This is a genomic window from Haematomicrobium sanguinis DSM 21259 (assembly GCF_000688395.1).
GTDB lineage: Bacteria > Actinomycetota > Actinomycetes > Actinomycetales > Micrococcaceae > Haematomicrobium > Haematomicrobium sanguinis.
The window spans coordinates 103,307-124,808 of record NZ_JIAG01000001.1; the positions used below are offsets into that span (position 1 = coordinate 103,307).

The 21,502-nt window shown below is 61.8% G+C and carries 18 protein-coding genes; 13 read left to right on the forward strand and 5 right to left on the reverse strand.

What is annotated here, in order from left to right; all coding sequences use genetic code 11:
* Positions 1-143: 143 nt before the first annotated feature.
* From O148_RS0100455 to O148_RS0100485, 7 genes are all read left to right on the forward strand, one after another.
* On the forward strand, positions 144-1,346 hold the full coding sequence (locus O148_RS0100455) for a pyridoxal phosphate-dependent aminotransferase (RefSeq protein WP_026529355.1): 1,203 nt from the start codon (positions 144-146) through the stop codon (positions 1,344-1,346).
* 21 nt (positions 1,347-1,367) lie between these two features.
* Positions 1,368-1,625 (forward strand): PspC domain-containing protein, encoded by a 258-nt coding sequence (locus tag O148_RS0100460; protein WP_026529356.1) that lies wholly within the window; start codon positions 1,368-1,370, stop codon positions 1,623-1,625.
* Between the two features lie 88 nt (positions 1,626-1,713).
* Positions 1,714-2,598, forward strand: a complete 885-nt coding sequence (locus O148_RS0100465; protein WP_026529357.1) for an ABC transporter ATP-binding protein — start codon at positions 1,714-1,716, stop codon at positions 2,596-2,598.
* A complete protein-coding gene (locus tag O148_RS0100470; protein WP_051619642.1) occupies positions 2,595-3,440 on the forward strand; it encodes an ABC transporter permease in 846 nt (281 codons plus the stop codon). Before O148_RS0100465 ends, O148_RS0100470 begins: the two co-directional genes overlap by 4 nt.
* Before the next feature lie 14 nt (positions 3,441-3,454).
* On the forward strand, positions 3,455-4,687 hold the full coding sequence (locus O148_RS0100475) for a sensor histidine kinase (protein WP_026529359.1): 1,233 nt from the start codon (positions 3,455-3,457) through the stop codon (positions 4,685-4,687).
* Positions 4,684-5,316, forward strand: a complete 633-nt coding sequence (locus O148_RS0100480) for a response regulator (protein WP_026529360.1) — start codon at positions 4,684-4,686, stop codon at positions 5,314-5,316. Before O148_RS0100475 ends, O148_RS0100480 begins: the two co-directional genes overlap by 4 nt.
* 209 nt (positions 5,317-5,525) lie before the next feature.
* Positions 5,526-6,551, forward strand: a complete 1,026-nt coding sequence (locus tag O148_RS0100485; RefSeq protein WP_026529361.1) for a 6-phosphofructokinase — start codon at positions 5,526-5,528, stop codon at positions 6,549-6,551.
* Positions 6,552-6,568: 17 nt separating this feature from the next.
* Here the strand turns inward: O148_RS0100485 and O148_RS13905 are convergent, their stop codons facing one another.
* The 5 genes from O148_RS13905 to O148_RS16810 form a co-directional block, all read right to left on the reverse strand.
* Positions 6,569-8,824 (reverse strand): acyltransferase family protein, encoded by a 2,256-nt coding sequence (locus tag O148_RS13905; RefSeq protein WP_157374432.1) that lies wholly within the window; start codon positions 8,822-8,824, stop codon positions 6,569-6,571.
* A gap of 126 nt (positions 8,825-8,950) precedes the next feature.
* Positions 8,951-10,447 carry a DHA2 family efflux MFS transporter permease subunit gene (locus O148_RS0100495; RefSeq protein ID WP_026529362.1) on the reverse strand — a complete coding sequence of 499 codons (1,497 nt, stop codon included), beginning with the start codon at positions 10,445-10,447 and terminating at the stop codon, positions 8,951-8,953.
* Positions 10,448-10,559: 112 nt separating this feature from the next.
* The gene (gene ygfZ / locus O148_RS0100500; RefSeq protein WP_026529363.1) at positions 10,560-11,630 is read right to left on the reverse strand and encodes a CAF17-like 4Fe-4S cluster assembly/insertion protein YgfZ; all 1,071 of its coding nucleotides are present in this window, start codon (positions 11,628-11,630) and stop codon (positions 10,560-10,562) included.
* 29 nt (positions 11,631-11,659) lie between these two features.
* Positions 11,660-12,289 (reverse strand): nitrobindin family protein, encoded by a 630-nt coding sequence (locus tag O148_RS13910; RefSeq protein WP_051619644.1) that lies wholly within the window; start codon positions 12,287-12,289, stop codon positions 11,660-11,662.
* Positions 12,290-12,450: 161 nt separating this feature from the next.
* Positions 12,451-13,311, reverse strand: a complete 861-nt coding sequence (locus tag O148_RS16810; RefSeq protein ID WP_157374433.1) for a hypothetical protein — start codon at positions 13,309-13,311, stop codon at positions 12,451-12,453.
* 191 nt (positions 13,312-13,502) lie between these two features.
* On the opposite strand from O148_RS16810, the gene O148_RS13920 reads away from it, so the two are divergent.
* From O148_RS13920 to O148_RS0100545, 6 genes are all read left to right on the forward strand, one after another.
* On the forward strand, positions 13,503-14,216 hold the full coding sequence (locus O148_RS13920) for a winged helix-turn-helix transcriptional regulator (protein WP_035744308.1): 714 nt from the start codon (positions 13,503-13,505) through the stop codon (positions 14,214-14,216).
* A gap of 4 nt (positions 14,217-14,220) precedes the next feature.
* Entirely contained in the window at positions 14,221-15,309 is a 1,089-nt protein-coding gene (gene mshD / locus O148_RS0100525; RefSeq protein ID WP_051619646.1) for a mycothiol synthase, read from the forward strand.
* A gap of 59 nt (positions 15,310-15,368) precedes the next feature.
* Positions 15,369-17,582: an RNA degradosome polyphosphate kinase gene (locus tag O148_RS0100530; protein WP_026529365.1), complete on the forward strand. Its 2,214-nt coding sequence runs from the start codon at positions 15,369-15,371 to the stop codon at positions 17,580-17,582.
* Positions 17,579-18,610, forward strand: a complete 1,032-nt coding sequence (locus O148_RS0100535; protein WP_084156876.1) for an NUDIX hydrolase — start codon at positions 17,579-17,581, stop codon at positions 18,608-18,610. The genes O148_RS0100530 and O148_RS0100535 overlap by 4 nt, the downstream gene beginning before the upstream one ends.
* 6 nt (positions 18,611-18,616) lie before the next feature.
* Positions 18,617-19,546, forward strand: coding sequence for a formimidoylglutamase (gene hutG, locus O148_RS13925; protein WP_035744168.1), 930 nt, complete (start codon positions 18,617-18,619; stop codon positions 19,544-19,546).
* A 169-nt stretch (positions 19,547-19,715) separates the two neighbouring features.
* A complete protein-coding gene (locus O148_RS0100545) occupies positions 19,716-21,443 on the forward strand; it encodes an HNH endonuclease signature motif containing protein (RefSeq protein ID WP_026529367.1) in 1,728 nt (575 codons plus the stop codon).
* Positions 21,444-21,502: the final 59 nt, after the last annotated feature.

Consider the following 21,502-nt stretch of genomic DNA (forward strand, 5'->3'; position numbering starts at 1 on the left):
CGACTAGTCCCCCCGGATACTTCGTGCCACCGCGAACACTGTTCGAGGTAACGGGCCACGGACAGTTTAGCGTTAATCACCGGCCAGCCCATAAGCTGGAGTCAGCCCATGACCCAGACCACTTTTGACCCGGTGAGGACCCTATGAACACCCCGCGCCTTTCCCAGCGAGTCGCCGCCATTGCCGAATCCGCCACCCTTGCCGTGGATGCCAAAGCGAAGGCGTTGAAGGCAGAGGGGCGCCCCGTGATTGGTTTCGCCGCCGGCGAGCCGGATTTCCCCACTCCCGCCTCTATTGTGGACGCGGCCGTCGAGGCGGCGCGGGACCCTCGCTACCACCGCTACTCCCCTACCGCTGGCTTGCCGGCGCTGCGCGAGGCGATTGCAAAGAAAACACGCCGTGATTCCGGGATCGACATTGAGCCGAGCCAAGTTCTGGTGACCAACGGCGGCAAGCAGGCCGTCTTCCAGGCGTTCGCGACCATCCTTGACCCGGGCGACGAGGTCCTCGTGCCCACCCCGTACTGGACCTCTTACCCCGAGATGATCCGCCTGGCTGGGGGCGTGCCCGTCGAGGTGTTTGCCGGTGCGGATCAGGAGTACAAGGTCACGGTGGAACAGCTTGCCGCCGCGCGCACGCCCAAAACCAAGGCATTGCTCTTCGTTTCCCCGTCCAACCCGACCGGCGCCGTGTATTCTCCGGAGGCCACGGCAGAGATCGGAGCCTGGGCCGCGGCCGAGGGCCTTTTTGTGCTCACCGATGAGATTTATGAGCATTTGACCTACGACGGCGTTCCCTTCACTTCGATCGCGAAGGTCACCCCGGAGTTGGGAGACAGAGCGATTATTCTCAACGGGGTTGCCAAAACGTATGCGATGACCGGGTGGCGGGTTGGCTGGATGATCGCGGCACCGGACCTTATCAAGGGCGCAACCAACCTGCAGTCCCACTCCACCTCCAATGTGTCCAACGTGTCGCAAATGGCGGCGCTCGCTGCGGTCTCCGGGCCACTGGATGAAGTCGAGGAAATGAAAAAGGCATTCCTGCGTCGCCGCAACATGATGGTGGACGCTTTTGCCGAGATCGAAGGAATCACCTGCCCCACCCCCGAGGGCGCTTTTTACGTCTACCCGGACGTGCGCGGAGTGTTGGGCCGGGATCACTACGGCGAACGCACCAACACCTCGGCCGAACTCGCAGAATTGATCTTGGAGAGGGCCGAGGTTGCGCTCGTCCCCGGGGAGGCATTCGGTCCTAGCGGTTACTTGCGCCTCTCCTACGCGTGCAGCGATGACGATGTTCGCGAAGGCATGTCACGCATCCAAAAATTTTTCACCCACTCCTAGCCGAATCCACCAAGGAGAATCATGAACAGCTTTTTTGACGCGCTCCGCAAGTCCCCCATCAAGCGGGGGCCCAAAGGGCTCATCGGCGGGGTCTGCGCCGGTATTGCCGCTAAGTTCGGGTGGGACGTACTAGTGGTGCGGATTGTCATGCTGGCACTCATCCTGTTGCCGGTCTTGTCCATTCCGGTGTACGTGGCTCTGTGGGTGCTGCTGCCAAATCAGGACGGAAAGATCCTGGCACAATCCGCGGTCAAAGCCATCGAGAACCGCAAGCGCTAACCGCTTTTCCGGTCAACCGATCGGTTGACAAGACCCATCCCCCGAGTGGGTGTTCCCGTGCCGCTCGGGTGGGCGCAACGATGGGTAAATGGGAAACGCAATCAGTGTTGAAAACCTCGTCAAGACCTACACCACAGGAAAAAACGGTGCCCTCAACGCGGTTGATGGGCTAGACCTCAACATTCGCGAAGGCGAATGCTTCTGCCTACTCGGGCCCAACGGCGCCGGGAAGTCCACCACGGTAGAAATGCTGGAGGGCCAGCGGAAACCCAGTTCGGGCACCATCAGCGTCCTGGGTTACCACCCCTGGGAGGCGGGCCCCGAGTTTAAGGCGCGCATCGGCGTCGTGCTTCAGGAAGCCTCGGATGGCTCACTCTTCACGGTGGCGCAGGTAATGCGCCAACTGGCCGCTCTCTACCCCAATCCTGCCAACATTGAGGAGCTCGTGGCGGCGGTGGGTCTTTCCGAAAAATGGGGTGCGAAGGTGAAGTCGCTTTCCGGCGGGCAGCGGCGGCGTCTGGATGTGGCGCTAGGGATTGTGGGGCGCCCCGAGGTGCTGTTTTTGGATGAGCCGACCACCGGGTTCGATCCGATTTCGCGGCGGCAGTTCTGGGATCTAATCCGCACACTGCACGCGGAAGGCACCACGATTGTGCTGACCACCCACTACCTGGACGAGGCCGAGGCGCTTGCCGATCGCATCGGCATCATTAACCACGGAGTCAAGATCGCCGAAGGGAACCCGCAGGAAATTGGCGGACCGGATGCGCGGACTCCGCGCGTGCGCTGGCTCGGCCCGGACGGACACGTTCACGAGCGCATCACCAGTGAACCGACCGAACTGTTACGCCAGCTCATGCCGGACAGTGGCGAAATTCGGGACTTGCAGATTGTCCGGCCGAGTTTGGAGGACGTCTATGTAGAACTCGTCGGCGAGCAGAACGAAGCAGAGAAAGTGGAGGTCAGCGCATGAGCACCCTCGAAGCACCCACCGCAGTCCCACAGAATTGGCGGCCGAGTACCGTTGCCATGAGCTGGCAGCGCACCAAGGTGGAACTGGGCACGCTCTTTCAAGACCCGATTGCGCTCGTTCTGGTCCTGCTCTTCCCGACCTTGATGATGCTGCTCTTTGGCACCGTCTTTTCCGGGATGGGGGAAATGGCCGGTCCGGGCGGAGAGTCCGTATCAATCCCGCAACTGTATGTGCCCAGCCTGCTCGCCTCCGGCGCATTTCTCAGCAGCTTCCAGAACTTGACCTCCTACGTCTCGGTGGATCGATTCAACGGGGCGATCAAGCGTCTCTCCAGCACCCCGCTGACCCCACTCGCCTACTTTCTGGGAAAAATCGGGCTGACCTTGGTGCTGGTTGTGGTTCAAAGCGTGTTGCTCATTGCGGTGGCGGCGCTGTTGTTCCAGGTTCCCCTGCCTGCCGATCCGATGCGCTGGCTGGTTCTCGCCGGAATCATGCTGTTCGCTACCGCCGTGGGGGCGACGCTGGGCATCGCCCTGGCCTCGGTCGCAAAAACCGAGCAGGCCGGCTCCACGCTTGCCGTGGTACCCAATCTGCTTCTCTCCTTTATTTCCGGTGTGTACCTTCTGCCCAATCTTTTGCCGGAGTGGCTGCTCAACATTGCGGCGATCTTCCCGCTGCGCTGGACCGTGATCGGCCTGCAGTACGCGTTCCTTCCGGACTGGGCGTTCGAGCTTCCGGATTTGAAAACCGCGAATCCCTGGATCGGTATGGGTGTCCTTGCCATTTGGCTGGTGCTAGGGCTGGTGCTCTCGGTCCGCACCTTCAAATGGCGGCAGAAGTAAGTAAAGTTCAGTTCATGAAGGAACCCCGTGGGACAGACTCCGGCGCCGGTGCGGCGGCGGAGTCCGTCCCCGGTGACAACCCGGAGATCACCCACGCCGACTCGGTCATTATTCGCTCGAGCAAGTGGTGGAATGCCGCGTTCTATGTCCTTGCTGCAGCGCTTGTCGCCGCCTTCGCGACGCTCATCGAATGGCCGCAGAGCCTGGGTGCGCTAATACCGCTATTGGTGACCGTGGCCGCGTACTCGGCCCTCATCTTGCCGCGCTGGCCAACCCCGGTTCACGGGCAGGTTTACATTGCCATCATGCTCGCGTGCCTGTGGACGGCCACGGCGTTAGCACCCTATTCGGCGTTCTGGTATTTTTTCGTGTTTGCCCACGTCTGGATGTTCGCCAAGAATGCCAAGTGGGCCTTTGCGAACGTTGCCGTGATGGCGGCGGGCCTCATTGTTGCCCTCTACATCCGCCTCCCTCAGGTCTCCCTGGATCAACTCACCATCCAAATCATCCTGCCAAGCCTGGTCTGCATGGGTGCTGGATATTGGATTCATCTCATCATTGCCCAGAGCGAGGAACGCGCAGAACTGCTCGCCGCCCTGCGCCGAACCCAGGAGGCGCTAGCGAGCGCGAATCGAGACGCCGGTGCCACCGCCGAGCGCGAGCGGCTTGCCCGGGACATTCATGACACGCTGGCTCAAGGGTTTACCTCGGTTGTGGTGCTCGCGGACGCGGCACTGGCCCAGGCGGCAAAGGGTCAGGACGTGAGCGCGACGTTGTCCTCGCTGCGCCAGATTGGGCAGGACAACCTCAATGAGGCGCGCGCACTGGTCTCGGGCGGAAGCAGCCATTGGGATGACGAGAATTTCACCGCCGCGCTCCAGCGCACGTGCGACGCCCAGGACTGGTTGCACGTCGAGGCCACCATCGGCGCCTACTCCGGCGGCTTGGATCAAAATCAGAAGGTCATGCTTCTGCGCGCCCTCCAGGAGTCGCTCACTAATGCCCGCAAGCATTCCGGCGCCGGACGGGTGCGGGTGACCTTAAGCGAGGAGGGACCTCAGGTGATCTTAGTGATTGACGACGACGGCACGGGCTTTAATAGCCGCAGCGCACCGGGATACACCGAGGGTTTGGCAAAGTTTGGGCTGTTCTCCATGCGCCAGCGTGCCGAGGAAGTGGGGGCGCGGCTCACGATCGATTCGCGCATAGGAAAGGGCACCCGGGTGCGGGTGGAGGTCGAGCGGTGAACGCGGTAAGGGTGATCATCGCGGACGACCATCCCATTGTCCGTTCCGGTCTGGCGGCGCTGCTCGGGGTAGAGGACTCCATCGAGGTGGTTGGCGTTGCCTCCAATGGACAAGAATGCCTCGACCTGGTTCAGAGCCTGGGGGCAGATGTCGTGCTCATGGACTTGCGTATGCCGGTTATGGACGGCGTCGCGGCGACGGCAACGCTGGCAACGCGCCACCGGCAAGCCAAGGTGGTCATCTTGACGACCTATAACGATGACGCCGACATTGTGCGTGCCGTTGAGGCAGGAGCGGTGGGCTACCTCTTGAAGGACAGCGGGGCAACGGAAATTGTGCGCGCGGTCCAGGCGGCGCATCGCGGGGAGACGGTACTTTCCCCGCGCGCCACCAGCGCTTTGCTGAACCGTGTGCGTGAACCTATTGCGCCCGCACTGAGCCCGCGCGAGGTAGAAGTGATCTCCGCGGTGAGCGAGGGGCTTTCCAACGCCGAGATTGGCAAGAAACTCTTCATTACCGAGGCAACGGTCAAGACCCACCTGATCCGCATCTTCGGCAAGCTCGGCACCCAGGACCGCACCCGGGCAGTGGTGGAGGCTATGCGGGCAGGCTACCTTCCGGCGCCCTAGAGCGCCGCCGCCGCCGCGAGTTGCCACGTGCACAGCGATTGAGCGTCGAATAAGCGTGACAAACGGCAACTCGCGGGCAGGGAAGTGCCGATTGTTGCCTGAATCACAAGTTCTCATAGAATCGAATGTGGGCTCGATGAGGCGTCCGGAAGATACACGAGGGCTGCACAACACCGACGGCCCGTGAGAGCTAAAGGACGTTGCGCCCCATGAAAATTGGCATCTTGACCTCCGGCGGGGACTGCCCCGGACTGAACGCGGTCATTCGCGGAGCGGTGCTCAAGGGCATCAAAAGCTACGATCACGAATTTGTCGGCTACCGCGACGGCTGGCGCGGCGTGGTCGAGGGCGACGTCATGGAACTGCCCCGCTCCACCGTCCGTGGCATTTCCAAACAGGGCGGAACCATCCTGGGAACCTCTCGCACCAACCCCTTTGAAGGCGATGGCGGACCGGAAAACATTCAAGCCCACATGGACCGTCTGGGCGTTGACGCCATCATTGCCATTGGCGGCGAGGGGACTCTTGCCGCCGCGCAGCGCCTGACCGAGGCGGGGCTCAAGATTGTCGGTGTGCCCAAGACCGTCGACAATGATTTGGATGCCACCGACTACACGTTCGGCTTTGATACCGCGGTACAGATTGCCACCGAGGCCATCGATCGGCTTCGCACCACCGGCGAATCTCATCACCGCACCATGATCGCCGAAGTCATGGGCAGGCACGTCGGCTGGATTGCCTTGCATTCGGGCATGGCCTCCGGCGCTCACGCGATCCTCATCCCGGAGCAGCCCGAGTCCATGGAAACCGTTGCCGGGTGGATCAGCGAAGCGCGCGACCGCGGCCGCGCGCCGTTGGTTGTGGTTGCCGAGGGGTTTGCCCCCGAACACTTTGAGGGCCCGCATTCCGAACGCGGCCTGGACGCGTTTGGCCGTCCCCGGCTGGGCGGTATTGCGGACAAACTGGCACCGGAACTCGAGGCCATGACAGGGATCGAGACTCGGGCAACGGTCCTCGGCCACATCCAGCGCGGCGGGGTTCCCTCGGCGTACGATCGAGTGCTTGCCACCCGTTTGGGTATGGCCGCAGTGGACTCGGTGGTTGAGGGTAACTGGGGGACCATGGTCTCCTTGCGCGGCACCGACATTGTCAATGCGCCGTTCTCCTACGCCCTGGAAAACCTCAAAACGGTACCGCAATCGCGCTACGACGAAGCGAAAATTTTGTTTGGCTAGCGGATACGCGCAGTGGGCTACCAGCCCAGGGCCCGCTTCAGCGGGTTAGCCAGCGACTTGGCAAACGTCGAAGTCAGGTGGTTGTCGCGATAGACCACCACTCCCCCCACCACGGGCGGGCACACCCCGTTTTGGCACATGTACTTTGTCAGGTCGATCGTTTTGACCTTCGGCAACTGTTGCGCGACCAAACTCAGCGGGTCTTTTTGCGCGTACAGCGGGTCATACGGGATATCGCACTTGGGTGAGTCGATACCGTTCTTGAGCAGACAGTCCGGGACGGGCGAGGGCGGGAACGGCGAATCGAGGACAACGGACACCGGGATTCCGGCGTCCACGATCGGTTGCAGTGCGTCTTTGTAGCCTTGCACGAGGTCTTTCTGACTGGACCACCGCCAGTTGAGCGCGTCTTGGTAACCGCCAGGGGTCATACCCGAGACGATGACCAGGTTCGGTTTGAGTTCCAGAATCTTCGCGAGACGTTGTTGGTTGCGTTCCGGGCACACGTTCAGCGGGCCATCCACGTTGATGGGCGGCGACATGGTAAAGGGGCAACCGTCAAAGATCATCGAAGTGACCTTCCAGCCCGAATCTTTGGCTGCGATATCGAGGCCGTCAAGAATCTGCCCGGCGTGCGAGTCCCCCACCAAGACAGCGTTTTTTGTCGCGCCGGCGTCCCCGAAGACGCACTTGGTCCCCAGTCCTTGACCAATGTTGAGATTGCATCCGTCGGTGGAGGTGAGGTTGAAATCGGATTTGGCCGCCGTGGCCGAAGGTTTCAAATCCGCCAGGGTAAGGTCTCGAGGGTTGAGTTTGCCGGTCACATCCAATGCCTCGGCCCCGAGATTCTTATTCGTGTTTTCCGAACGAGTCTGTTCTAGTTGGGCGCTCACCGCGTTCTGCACGCCGAACCAGGGAATGGCGGAGGCCGTGACGAGGATCGCGGTGAGTGCGCCAGCCATCACAAAGGCCGAACGGTTATTGGCGCTCTTCTTGAGATGCCAACCTCGGGTGAGGTATCGCCGTCGTGCTTTTCTAAAAGGCAACTCGACATAAAGGTAAGTGAACCACGCCAGCCCCACGCTCGCAGCGATCAAGAACAGGGCCGAGAACCAGGTGATTTGTTGCTCAGAAATCACCAGGAAATAGACGATCAGCGGCCAATGCCAGAGATAGAGCGAGTAGGAAATATCGCCCACAAATACAAATGGCCTGAGGCATAGCCACCATGTCGCGTGCTTGGGGCCGGAGGAGCGCAACGCCTGGGTGAAGAGACCGCAAAAGAGCAGAAGGACCGCGCCGAGCGTGGGGATCGCGGCCAGGTAACCGGGGATGGGCATCGCCGTGGAGAGGGTGAACGTGGATGCGACCACCAACGCCAAACCGACCCAACCGCCCAGCACGGCGGTGCGGCGTTGCAGGCGCACCCGGGAGATGAGCATGGCCGCGAGCCCGCCGATCCCCAACTCCCACGCGCGGGTGAAGGTGGAAAGGTAGGCGGCCTCATGGTTAAACGGCGTGAAAGCGAGCGAAAAAAAGAAGGACGCGGCGGTCAGCGTTGCGAGCACCAGGAAGCTGATTCTTGCGGTGGATTTGCCGAGCTTCACCGCGAGAAACGCGGCGCCCATGATGAGCCAGGGAATCACCGCGTAGAACTGTTCCTCCACGCTCAAGGTCCAAAAGTGCTGGACCACCGAGACTTGCTCGTTTGCGGATTGATAGCCCGTTGTGGTGAAAATCTGGTTCCAGTTTTGGATTTGCAACGCGGACGCGGCGACATCGCGGGCGAGTTCCTGCCAGCGAGTTTGCGGGAAGATGATGAGCCCTGCAACCAGGGTGGTGAAGAGCACCAAGGCCGCCGCAGGCATGAGGCGTCTGAACCGTCTGGCGTAGAACGCGCGCCATTTCACGGTGTGCGTGACCGTCGCTTCTTTGACGAGGGAGCCCACAATGAGGAAACCGGAGATGACGAAAAACACGTCCACGCCCAGGAACCCGCCGGGAAAAATGCTGGGAAAGAGGTGGTAGAGCACCACCATGGACACCGCGATGGCGCGCAGTCCCTGGATGTCCGGGCGGTTCAAAATGAGCCGTCGATAATGTTCGCGGCGGCGGTGAGATTTCTCGACCGCGGCCGCGGCGGTGGACGTTCCAATGCGTTGGGCCGGGGCCGGTTTCGCATCAGCAGGTTTCGTATCAGCCGGTTTCGCCTTGGCCACTTTGATGCGGGCGGCGAGTTTGCGAGCTTTATCCCAGGGGATCTGAGGGGTCATCGGGCGCGCACCACCGACCACACCTGGCGCAAACCCCGCAACACGTACTCCTTTTAACCGACGTTGACTCCTGGTTCGGCGCGCTTGCGGCTGGCGCAAGTTTTGCCGCCAGGGTCATGGCACACGTCAGTCAATCTTAGCCTCTTGAGGCGCGTCGACGGTCCTTAGAGCCGCAAACTTTTCTTGGAGCATGATGAGAATCGCGCCGAGGAGGATGACGGCTGCAGGGAGCAGGAGCGCCTGGCCCATGGCGGTGGCGAATCCCTCGTGCAGCACCGGCGGGAGCACACCCATCGGGGTTTCACCCTGTCTGCCCTGCGGTGCCGCCGGAAGCTCTGCGGAGAGCCTGGCTTGCATCAGCGCAGCTATGGCGGCGCTGCCGATCACCGCACCCACCTGCCGGGTGGTGTTGTACACGCCGGATCCTGCGCCAGCTTGGCGTAGCGGCAGGTTGCGCACCGCCGAGCTCGAGAGCGGTGCCCACAAGAACCCGTTGGCGATCCCGAGCAACGCGCTGGGAAGCAGCAGCATCCACACCGGCGTATCGGGGTGCAGCATCGAGGAATACCAGAGCAAGGACAGCGCGAACATGGCCATGCCGAACCCGGCAAGATACTTTGGCGTGACGCGATTCGTGAGGCGACCCACAAACGGCGCCAAGGCACCGGAGATGACCGCCATGGGCGTCATCATGAGCGCCGACTGGGTTGGTGTGAGTCCCTGAACTTGCTGAAGGAAGAAGATCAACGGCAACCCCATGGAAATCACGGCGAATCCGACGGTGGAGATCGAGAGGTTGGCGATGCTGAAGTTCCGGTCCCTAAAGAGTCCGAGCGGCAAGAGCGGTTCGACCTTGGCAAAACGTTCCCACAGGAGAAAGACCACCAGGACAGCGAGTCCGGCAATGATCAGTCCCCAGACGGTGATGGGCCCGGTAATGGTTCCCCAGTCATAGGTTTCGCCCTCTTGAATCCCAAAGACGATCAAGAACATTGCGGCGGCGCTCAAAATCACGCCCACCCAGTCAAAGCGGTGCGGGTGCGTGGGAAGTTTGGGCACCAAGCGCCACGCGAGAATGAAACCGATGATTCCCACCGGAATGTTGACGAAGAAGATCCATTCCCAGCCCAGCCCATCGACCAGTAGCCCACCGGCGATGGGCCCGATGAGCGTCGCGGCACCGGCAACGGAGCCCCAAGCGCCCAGTGCCGCACCGCGCGACTCTGGAGGGAAAATCCTGGTAATGATCGCCATGGTCTGCGGCGACAGCAAGGCGGCGCCAAAGCCCTGAAGGACACGGGCCAGGATCAGCGAATCGATGTCGGCTGAGAGCCCACACCACAGCGACGCGACGGTGAAGATCACCAGACCAATAAGGTACAGGTTTTTGGGTCCGAATCGGTCGCCCAAGCGTCCGGCGATCAGGAGCGGAACCACGTAGGCCAGGAGAAAAGCGCTGGTCGCCCAAATCACCATGTTCATATCGGTGTTCAGCGAACGCATGATGGCCGGGTTCGCCACCGACACAATCGTGGTGTCGACCAGGATCATGAAGAATCCAAAAAGCAGTGCGACGAGTGCGCGCCAGGGGCGAACCTCCGCAGACGGCGAAGCGTGGGTCATGAGGGTCCTCTGTTCTTCCCTGTGCATCCGACGTGTCGGTCGTGTGCGGGCCGCGCCTCCGGGCCGTCACCACAGGTCCAACGGTAGTCCGGGAGCGGCCAAAAGGAGTAAATTAGCGGCGCAAAAACCCGGTGGGGCGCGGCGCGGTTCGACCGGCGTCCGGGGAGACAATGACTTCTTGAGCGGCGGCGTAGCTGTCATCGCCGCTTGTAACTTGAAGGTCGGCCGCTGGATCGACGGCACGCTTAATGACCGCGAGCGCGATCGGCCCCATCTCGTGGTGCTGCCCCACACTGGTCACCGTGCCGACCGTGCGTCCGGAAAAGTTCACCGGTGAACCCACAGCCGGGGTGCCATGAATCGAACCGTCCAGGCTGAGAAACACCAAGCGTCGCGGCGGGTGGCCCAAATTGTGGACCCGCGCGATGGTTTCCTGCCCCTTGTAACAGCCCTTTTCCAGATGGACTGCGTTACGCAGCAGATCGAGTTCGTGTGGAATGCTCTTGTCATCGACGTCAAAGGAAAAGCGTGGACGCCAGGCCGCGATCCTGAGGGCTTCGCTTGCCATGGTTCCCGCCAGGGTGAGGTTCGCGGTGGCGAGTGCCTCCGGCAAGTCTGCGAGCCGCGCCCGGGAAATGAAGTGCAGATAGCGGGCCGCGTCCTCGGGGTGATCGGCACCGGCCGCGTAACTCACACCGCCTGGAGCAACCTCGGGCCATGGGTCGGTGAAGACCACGGATTCCAGCGGCACGGTGTCGCGGGCGGCCTGCACCACGGCAAACTCCTCGCCAGCATCACGCACTTCAACTTGGTACATGAATTTCATCGAGTTGAGGAATTCCACCAACGCCGGCGCCCGCCCGGCGTCCAACGCCACAAGCATGCGGTCCCCGGTATCCACCACACGCAGGAAGTGCTCAATGCGCCCCTGAATGGTCAGGAGCAAAACGTTCTGGCTCTCGCCAGGCACCAACACCTGCGAGGACAGGGTGGTCAGCCACTTGTGCCGATCGGGGCCGGAAATTTCCACCACATCCCAGTGCGACTGGTCTACCACGGCAGTGCCGCGCACCAAAGCGCGCTGTTCCATCAGCGGGTTGCCATAGTGTGCGGCGACACCCGCGTCGGCACCACTGCCGGCGACGGCCCCGGGCACCTCAAGCAAAGGGGATGTGTACTCCATGTTTAGGCCAACCAGCGTGAGCGCGCGAACTATTCCGCGTTCTCGGCGGCGTCCTCGGTGACCTCGCCGTCAACTCGATGCAAAATGGCCGAGGCATGCGGCTCGAGCTCCGAACCCTCCTGAGTGACGTCCCAGCGCCAGTAGAGATCGCCATTGACCAAACCGAAAATGCGGGTGGCACCGGCATACGGCTTGGAATTCGCGCCGCGCATCACCATATCCGTGCTCATCTCGATTTGCGGTCCCTTGATAGTGCCGTAGTACAGCTCGGCAATATTGCCCGGGTGCAAGATGGTCACGGCAATGTCGAAGCCGCCGTTGTCATTGCGCAGTTTTTCAACGTCGTCAGCGTTGCGAAGCGCCGGTACCACGTCCCCGGGAATGAGCCCGGGACCGCCGTCAGCCTCGGTGGTTGCCCGGTCCAGCGCCCAGTAACCCATTTCGGTAGAAAGGGGTCGGAGGATGTTTCCTTCATCATCGGTGAGGAAGGATTCCGACTGGTAATTCACAAAGGGCAGGCCGTTTTGACTGAAGCTGACGCGTTGCAGGAAGTGTTCGGAGTCGGCTTCGCCGGCGCCGAGGCGTCCGCGGCCCTCCCACTTTCCGAGCAACCATGACAACGGCACGAGCTCGGGGGTGAGATCGGTGGGGATATCCACTTACTTTTGACCCTTGAAAAGCTTGGCGACCACGAGAGCGGCCATGCCCGCCATGCCGAGACCGGCCACCACCAAAAGCGAGATGAAGAAAATTTCCAGAGCAAGGTAGTTTTCCATGCCCCAATCCTAACAACGTTTCCGCGCGGCCACGGACGGCACAGTTATCCTGGCGCCCCAATAACCGCGGCGGAAATGACCCCCACAATGAACACCACGGGCCCGCACACCAACACCGGCGCTAGCCCCAGCGAAACGCTCGCGAGGAAACCGGCCGGCTGCTTCTTGGACGCCCGCGCCAGCCGGCGGCACGCAGCCACAATCAAGGAGGTGACCAGTGCCGTGATGGCAGCGACCTGCCAATACAAATTGGCGACCCACACCGAAAGCGCGGTAGATACCACGGTTCCCAGGATGACGCTCACGGGTGCAGAGATTCGGTTGCGCAGCGAGTTAGTCCCGGCGATGAGCGTCACAATAATGGACACGGCGGCCGCGAAAATCAGACCGCTCGGCAGCAATACGGGCGGCGTATACACAAAGTCGCCCGGCATTCCCCCGGCCACCAGCTCCGCTTCGGACAGCGGCGCGTAAGCAACCCAGCCAAAGGAGAAGGTCTCGGAGACAACCCGCTCCAACCCGGCCCAGGCGGAGCCCAAACACACCATGAGCACCGCCGCGGCACCGCCCATAGTGGATTCCAGCCGGTAAGCCTGACCGGTACCGCGGACCAGTTGCACCACAAAAATTGCGCAGACACCCATTGCTATCACGAGCAAGGTGATGCCAAAACGCGCATCGAAAAGCAGCGCCGAGGACGCAATCGCCGAGGCCACCGCGCACACCCCCACCACCGCGAACAGGGTTTTACGCGCCGGGAGCCCCAAGAGCCCCGGCCAGCCAAGCGCAAAGACCACCCCGAGCACCGCGCACACTATCCACAGTTGCGCCGGGAAGAAGAGCCCGCCCAGCGCCAATAGCCCAGTGGCCAGGCAGGCAATCACGGCGGAGGTGGTTGGTTTCACATCCTTCATCTTGCCCTACCGCGCCGGTGCCGAGCCAACGCGCGGAAGGAGGCATCGCCGTCGTGCTTCATAAAAATCCGAGCTACCGGCGCCGAACCGCTATACTTTTCAAAATCGCACCTGTGAGTCGCGTCACGGCTCGGCTATCGCAGAAGACGCCCAACGATGTGCTGGCTACCATGGGAGATTTCATGCCGCACCTCTTGCTTTTGACGAATAGCACCGGTCCCTCCACCGACGTGCTTCCGGCCCTCGAACTGCTCGGGCACAAAATTCATGTCCTCCCCGCCGAACCGACCGCGCTCCTTGAGGTGCCGCCGAGCGATGCGGTGCTGGTGGACGCCCGTAAGGATTTAGTGGGCGCCCGCTCGCTCACCCAGCTGTTGCGCGCCACCGGGTTGTCGGTGCCGCTGTTTGTCATTTTGACCGAGGGCGGCATGGCGGCGGTCGGCAGCAATTGGCTCATCGATGACATGATTTTGGACGGCGCGGGCCCGGCCGAGGTCGAGGCGCGCTTGCGGGTGGTGCTGGGCCGGGCGAATTCGGCGCAGGACGAGCTGGACACCGAGATTCGGGCATCCGGGGTGGTCATCGATGAGAGCAGCTACACCGCGCGTATCAATGGTGAGCCGATGAACCTCACCTATAAGGAATTCGAGTTGCTGAAGTATTTGGCGCAACACCAGGGCCGCGTGTTCACGCGCGAGCAGTTGCTGCACGAGGTGTGGGGCTACGACTATTACGGCGGCACCCGCACGGTGGACGTCCATGTGCGGCGCTTGCGCGCAAAGCTTGGCAGCGACCATGAGGGGCTGATTGGCACGGTCCGCAACGTCGGTTACCGCTTTGCCGCTGGGCGCCCGGCAGAAAACGCTAGCGCGCGCCAAGACCGCACCGTAGGCTAGCCCCATGAGTAGCGCCAGCCTCGGCGGTCACATTGACGCCCACGAGGGCCCCCTGCCCACCGACGTTTATGCCCAGCTGAACGCGCTGGCGGCCCTTGCCGAGAACGCCGACGGGCACCCGCCGTTTTCCGACCAGACGCTCGTGTCACTGCGCGCCGCGGACGCGCCGAGCGCGTTGCTCACCGTGAGCTACGTGCTCGATAGCGAGCATCGCTCGCCTGAGTTTGCCGGTGGCGTGAAGAACGACGGCGATGCTCACCCGGGTGCCGTGCCGGAAGCGGGCAACGTGGCTGGCATGGCGGTCGTGGACCTGGATCAGGGTGTGATGGAACTGGTTGTCAGCCCGTGTTTCCGCAATGAAGGGGTGGCCGGCGAACTGCTGTCAGCGCTGAAGGACCGGGGTGTGGAACGGGTGCAGGCGTGGTCGCATGGCGATCATCCGGCGGCCGCGACCCTCGCGGCGCAACAAGGCTATGCGCCGGTGCGCGAATTGTGGCGGATGCGGTTAACCAGGGAAGCTCGCGAGGATCACGGCGCCGATTCGGGCGCTGCCGATCTCGGTATAGCTGCGACTCAAGCGGTGGAAACTCCGGTTTCGGCTGCTGAGCGCTCCCCGGTACCCGCTGGCGTGGTATTGCGAACCTTTGTCCCGGGCTCCGATGATGCGGCGTGGGTGGAGGCGAATGCGATGGCGTTTGCCGAGCATCCCGAACAGGGCGCGCTCACGGTGGAGGATTTGCGCTCGCGCATGAGCGAGTCCTGGTTCGATCCATCCGGCTTTTTTGTGGCCGAGCGGGATGGCGAAATCCTGGGCTACCACTGGACCAAGGTGCATCCCGGGACCGATGGGCATCCCGATATCGGCGAAGTGTATGTGCTCGGGGTTGTTCCGAGCGCTCAAGGTTCCGGGGTGGGCAAGGCATTGCTCGCCGCCGGCCTCGAGTACCTGCATCAACGCGGGCTGGAAGCCATTATGTTGTACGTGGATTCGACCAATGCGGGTGCAATTAACCTCTACCGGAATCTCGGCTTTGTGCGCTGGCACGTCGATGTGATGTACGCACCAGCGGGTAAGGAAAAAACGGTAGATTAGTTGTGCACCGTCAATTGGGTGCGCGTCGCGGTCGGGAACTGAGCAAGGAGCAACGAGAGATGGACACCGAGCAAAAAGAACTCATTCCAGTCCGTACCTCTTCCTCGGAGGCGGCTCCCTCTCAAGCCACACAAGACCGCATCGACATTCCAGATTTTGAACCGCCCGCGCTACCCGAGGGCGATATCGGCGCCGAACGCTTTTTGGACCGTGAAATCAGTTGGTTGGACTTCAATGCGCGCGTATTGGAGCTAGCCGAAGACCCCGACCTGTATCTGCTGGAGCGGGTGAACTTTCTCTCCATTTTTGCCTCCAACCTGGATGAGTTTTTCATGGTCCGGGTGGCCGGGTTGAAGCGTCGCATTGCGGCGGGACTGGCCGTGCCGACGCCCGCCGGGTTGAGCCCCACGGAGCAATTGGAGCAGATCAGCGAGTACGCGCATGAATTGCAGGAGCGGCACGCCCGCACCTTCGCCGAACACGTGCGGCCCGCGCTAGAAAAGGAAAACATTTCCCTGGTGGGCTGGGACGAACTCGACGACCGCGCCCGCGGTGAGCTCGACACGCTTTTTGCCGAGAAGGTCTTCCCCATTCTGACGCCGCTGGCCGTTGACCCGGCGCACCCCTTCCCCTATATCTCCGGACTGTCGCTGAACTTGGCGGTTGTGGTGCGCAACCCGACAACGGGGAAGCAGCTTTTCGCGCGGGTGAAGGTGCCGGACCAGTTGCCGCGTCTGATCGCTTTGGACGGGCCGCGCGCCGGAGTTGGTGGGCGCCCCGCCCGGTTTATTCCGCTCGAGCAGGTCATTGCGCAGCACTTGGATCAGTTGTTCCCCGGTATGGAAGTGCTAGAGCATCACACTTTCCGGGTCACTCGCAATGAGGACCTCGAGGTGGAAGAAGATGACGCCGAGAACCTGTTGCAGGCGCTTGAGAAGGAACTGTTGCGGCGCCGGTTTGGCCCTCCGGTGCGCCTGGAGGTCACGACCGACATCGACCCCGGCATTCGAGAACTCTTGGTGCGCGAACTCGGCGTGGACGAGTCTGAGGTGTATGAAGTTCCCACCCCGCTGGATTTGCGTGGTTTGAGTGTGCTCGGTTCTATCGACCGGCCGGACTTGAAGTACCCGAAGCAGTTGGCGCACACCTCGCGATATTTGAACGAGTCCGAAACGTCGAAGCCGGCAAATGTGTTTGCGGCGATGCGCCGCCGGGACATCCTGTTGCACCATCCCTATGACTCGTTTTCGACCTCGGTGCAGGCGTTCTTGGAGCAGGCCGCCGCCGATCCCAAGGTGCAAGCGATTAAGCAGACTCTCTACCGCACCTCCGGCGACTCCCCCATCGTGGATGCGCTGATCGATGCCGCCGAGGCGGGCAAGCAGGTGTTGGCATTGGTGGAAATTAAGGCTCGTTTCGATGAGCAGGCGAATATTTCATGGGCACGGAAACTGGAGCAGGCCGGGGTGCACGTGGTGTACGGCATCGTGGGTCTCAAAACGCACTGCAAACTCTCGCTGGTGGTGCGCCAGGAAAACGACGGGCTGCGCCGTTACTGCCATATCGGCACCGGCAACTACCACCCGAGGACGGCGCGTTACTACGAGGACCTCGGCCTGTTGACGGCGGATCCGGTGGTAGGCGAAGACTTGTCCCGACTCTTTAACCAATTATCGGGCTATGCGCCCAAGTCGACGTTCAAGCGGCTCTTGGTGGCACCGCGCTCGGTGCGCTCTGGCCTGATCGATCGCATTGAAACCGAGATCGCCAATAAGAAGGCCGGGTTGCCCGCGAAGGTGCAGATCAAGGTGAACTCGATGGTGGATGAGGCCATCATCGATTCGCTGTACCGCGCCTCCCAAGCCGGTGTACAAGTGGATGTCATTGTGCGCGGCATTTGCGCGTTGCGCCCCGGCGTTCCCGGGTTGAGCGAGAATATCCGGGTGCGCTCCATTTTGGGGCGGTTCTTGGAGCACTCGCGGGTGTTCACTTTTGCCAACGGTGGGAACCCGGTTGTGTATATTGGCTCGGCCGACATGATGCACCGCAACTTGGATCGGCGCGTGGAAGCGTTGGTGCGGCTGGCAAACACTGAGGATATTGAGCACTTGATCTCGCTGATGGATCGATACGTCTCGGATGGGACGTCCAGTTGGGCGCTGGACCAAGAGGGTGAATGGACCCGGCACGCGGTTGACGCCGAGGGCAATCCATTGAGCGATGTACAGTCCTGGCTACTCGCTTCCCGCCAACGCAGCACTGGGCGGCGATGAAGACTCACGACACCGCTCCATTCTTGGGGACCAACCTCGTTGATTCCCCGGCAACGGGCGCGACCCCGGCGGTGCCCGATGAACTCCCCGCAAAAGCGGGTCCGTCCATCGCGGTATGGGCTGCCGGTGCCGTGTGCTGGAAGTCAGACAAGTCTTCGCTGAAGGTGTTACTCATTCACCGCCCGCGCTATAACGACTGGTCCTTCCCCAAGGGAAAGCTTGATGTCGGCGAGACCTTGCCGGAGTGCGCCGTGCGCGAAGTGCGCGAAGAGGCGGGCATTAAGGTCAGGCTCGGGGTGCCGCTGCCATCGGTCACGTACAAGGTGAGTGCCGGCAAAAAGCATGTGAGCTACTGGGCGGCCGAAGTGACGGGCGGTCAGCAACCGCACGCAGATCTTCGGGAGACGGATCAAGTGCGGTGGTGTAGTCCCGAGCAGGCTCGCGAATTGCTGACAAAACGCGCCGACCGAGAACCCTTGGAGGCGCTCATAAAACTCTATGAGCAGCGTCGCCTGGGCACGTGGCCCCTGTTGATTTTGCGGCATGCCAAGGCCAAACCGCGCTCCTCCTGGACGCGGGAGGAGGGCGCGCGCCCCCTGGCCGCCACCGGGAAGCGGCAGGCCGTGGTCGACTCGAAACTGCTACAAGCCTGGATGCCGGAGAAACTGTATTCGAGTCCGTGGCGCCGCTGTGTGGACACCTTGCGCCCGTACGCCAAGCTCTCCGATACCAAGATTCGCACCATCGATGCCATTACCGAGTCCGCCGCCGAGCGGAAACCGAAAAAGGCGCGAGCCGCCTTTGAAGCGATGTTGGATAAGCGCAAGCCCACGGTTATTTGCACACACAGACCCGTCCTGCCGCTCGCGCTGGATGTGCTGTCTCGAAGGCGGTCAAAGTTTACCTCGGGCGAACTTCCGTCGAAGGATCCGTATTTGCGCCCAGGCGCAGTGATTGTGGTGCACGTCAGCAAGCATTCGCCCGGCCAAATCATTGCACTTGAAACGTTTGAACCCTACGACGACTAAGGCATTATGACTTCCACGGCTTTCGAATGGACGGGACGCCACGACGGCGACGGATACGAGCACGCGCGTTGGCATTCCGTGGTGAGAGCAGATCTGGATACCGACCACGATGTGGAACTCATCGGCTTTGCCTCTGATGAGGGCGTGCGCCGCAACGAAGGACGCATCGGTGCGGCGGAGGGTCCTGTTGCTATTCGCTCCGCGCTGGCCAACTTGAGTGCGCCGGGAGTGCGGGTAGCCGACCGCGGAGACGTCACCGTGAAGGGTGAAGACCTTGAGAGCGGGCAAAGCGAATTGGCATCGTGGATAGCCGCATCGATTGACCGTAAAGCCATGCCCATAGTGCTGGGCGGCGGACACGAAACCGCCTGGGGTTCTTACCAAGGAATTCGTCAGTCCAAGGCTTTTGGCCGCGGCAAACTCGGAATTATTAATCTGGACGCCCATTTCGATTTGCGCCAAGCCGATCGGCCAACCTCCGGCTCCCCTTTTTCACAAATTGCCGAAGCAGAGGCAGCTCGCAATCAACCATTTAGCTACACCGTTCTTGGAATCAGCGAACCCAACAATTCTTTCGCGCTGTTTGCCAGAACACAGGAGCTCGGGGTTTCCTATGTGCTCGACGAGGATTGCACCCCGGAGACCCTTCCTGATTTGCTTCGTTATCTTGACTCATTCATGAGCCAGGTTGATCACGTCTATCTCACGGTGGACTTGGATGTGTTACCGGCATCGGATGCTCCCGGGGTCAGCGCTCCTGCCGCTTTGGGCGTCGCGCCGCGAGTGATATTGGAAATTGTCAAGCACCTCGCCGACGCTGGAAAGCTCTGCCTGGTTGATGTGGTGGAGCTCAATCCACGCTTCGATATCGATAGCCGTACGGCGAAGTTCGCGGCCCGGCTGGTTCATGAGGTTGCTCGCCGCGAAGCGGACTAGACCCCATTCTGGCTCTCGCATCTACTTATGCTGCGAAATTTTCCTGAAATTGGGCGTGGTGTGTCGGGTGGGCGGGGTGTTATTTGTACTGCACAGTCGATTTGGAAAAATAGGCCTGTAATGTTGATTTTCGCTAGGTCATGTCCTTGCCCGAGAGTAAAATTATGGTATGGACAACGAATTCACCGGATCCCCGGATCCACTGGACAGGAAGAACGCACCCGCTGCGCCCTCGCCTGGTTCGTTGCCCGCCACACCCGTGGATGAGGACAGCATGGGTGCACGGGTTCACGTGCTCACCGATCAGCTCCTCGCCCTGACCCGGGAACTGACGAACCAAGGGGTGGGCACCCCGCGCAAAGAATTAACCGTCCTCGCCCAACACGTCGAGAACCTGGCCAGGGCGCTCGCGTCCACCCAGGTCACGCTCACCGGTGTCCTCGAGCGTGAGCACGTGGCCGCGTCCCCGATGGGCGGCACCTACGGGTGGGAAAACGAACCCGAACGCCCCCACTACAAAGACCTCACCGACTACCTCGTACAAACCCTGCGCATCACACCCAGGGACGCGAAACAACGCATCAGCCTCGCCGCCGCGATGCGACCCGCCCCCAACGCCCCGCTCAACGATGCAGCACCAGCCCACCCCCGGCTCACCGAATCCCTTCGCGCCGGGGAACTCTCCCTCGAATCCGCGACCATCATCCTGGACACCACCGAAAACATTGCCGCCCACCCACCAACGAGCTTCCAGATCGGGGCCCAGGCCACCGACCCGGTCGCCTGGGCCACCGAAACCGAGAACACCCTCTGTGAACAAGCCCGCACCTTCGGGCCCACCCAACTACGCCGGATCGGCAAACACTGCGAAATCCTCGCCAACCCCGACGGCACCGAACCCACCCCCCGACAACTCGCACGCCACCAAGGCATCACCTACAAAGGCCGACACCACAAACTCCACCACTTCCACCTCGCCCTCACCGACACCCAAACCGAACAATTCACCACCAGCATCACCGCACACCTTTCCCCCACCCGCGGCGGCACCACCCTCACCCACCCCACCCGCGCACCCCAAGCCAACAACACCGAGAACACCAGCACCGAAGCTACAGGCACCACGGACGCCGGCGGCACGGGTGCCGGTTCCCAGACGGGCGGGCCCGGGTTCCTGACCCAGTACGCGGTAGCACCGACGCCCACCCAAATCCACGCCTCGGAAACCGGGATAGCACCCACCCACGCCCAAAAACTCTTAGACATCATGCTCACCGCGATCCGCGAAGGCTCCCTGCACCTGGCCACCGCCACCCGAGAAAACACCGGCGAACACTACGTCCCCCAAGCACGCCAAACCGTCATCGCCATCATCAACCACCACGACCTCACCCCAGAACCACCACCAGACACCACCCCACCAGGTGCCGCGCCATCAAGCGAGCCGCCCGGCGCCAGATCCCGGCCACCAGACACCCCGTTCTACCAACGCACCGGACCCACACCCCCCAGCGCAATCCAAGAACTCGCCTGCAACGCCACCATCCACACCGTCACCCTCAACCAGGACAACCAACCCCTCAACGTCGGCCGCGCCCAACGATTCTTCACCCCTGTCCAACGCATCGCCCTCAACGCCCGCGACAAAGGCTGCGTCTTCCCCGGCTGCACCACACCCCTAGCCTTCTGCGAAGCACACCACATCACCCCCTGGTCCCACGGCGGCCACACCAACCTGAACAACGGCGCACTCCTATGCCCCTACCACCACCACTACATCCACACCGGCACCTGGACACTCACCATCACCAACAACACCCCCACCCTCACCCCACCACCCTGGATCGACCCCCACCAACAACCCCAAACCAACACCATCCACACCCTCCATACGTAGTTCCACTGCGGCAGTACCGAGTAGACCTTTCTGGCAACTAGCCATTGACACCCGGCATT

Coding starts and splice junctions, on each gene's coding strand:
- O148_RS0100455 (WP_026529355.1), top strand. CDS start 144: ATGAACACCCCGCGCCTTTCCCAGCGAGTCGCCGCCATTGCCGAATCC.
- O148_RS0100460 (WP_026529356.1), top strand. CDS start 1,368: ATGAACAGCTTTTTTGACGCGCTCCGCAAGTCCCCCATCAAGCGGGGG.
- O148_RS0100465 (WP_026529357.1), top strand. CDS start 1,714: ATGGGAAACGCAATCAGTGTTGAAAACCTCGTCAAGACCTACACCACA.
- O148_RS0100470 (WP_051619642.1), top strand. CDS start 2,595: ATGAGCACCCTCGAAGCACCCACCGCAGTCCCACAGAATTGGCGGCCG.
- O148_RS0100475 (WP_026529359.1), top strand. CDS start 3,455: ATGAAGGAACCCCGTGGGACAGACTCCGGCGCCGGTGCGGCGGCGGAG.
- O148_RS0100485 (WP_026529361.1), top strand. CDS start 5,526: ATGAAAATTGGCATCTTGACCTCCGGCGGGGACTGCCCCGGACTGAAC.
- O148_RS13905 (WP_157374432.1), bottom strand. CDS start 8,824: ATGACCCCTCAGATCCCCTGGGATAAAGCTCGCAAACTCGCCGCCCGC.
- O148_RS0100495 (WP_026529362.1), bottom strand. CDS start 10,447: ATGACCCACGCTTCGCCGTCTGCGGAGGTTCGCCCCTGGCGCGCACTC.
- ygfZ (WP_026529363.1), bottom strand. CDS start 11,630: ATGGAGTACACATCCCCTTTGCTTGAGGTGCCCGGGGCCGTCGCCGGC.
- O148_RS13920 (WP_035744308.1), top strand. CDS start 13,503: ATGCCGCACCTCTTGCTTTTGACGAATAGCACCGGTCCCTCCACCGAC.
- mshD (WP_051619646.1), top strand. CDS start 14,221: ATGAGTAGCGCCAGCCTCGGCGGTCACATTGACGCCCACGAGGGCCCC.
- O148_RS0100530 (WP_026529365.1), top strand. CDS start 15,369: ATGGACACCGAGCAAAAAGAACTCATTCCAGTCCGTACCTCTTCCTCG.
- O148_RS0100535 (WP_084156876.1), top strand. CDS start 17,579: ATGAAGACTCACGACACCGCTCCATTCTTGGGGACCAACCTCGTTGAT.
- hutG (WP_035744168.1), top strand. CDS start 18,617: ATGACTTCCACGGCTTTCGAATGGACGGGACGCCACGACGGCGACGGA.
- O148_RS0100545 (WP_026529367.1), top strand. CDS start 19,716: ATGGACAACGAATTCACCGGATCCCCGGATCCACTGGACAGGAAGAAC.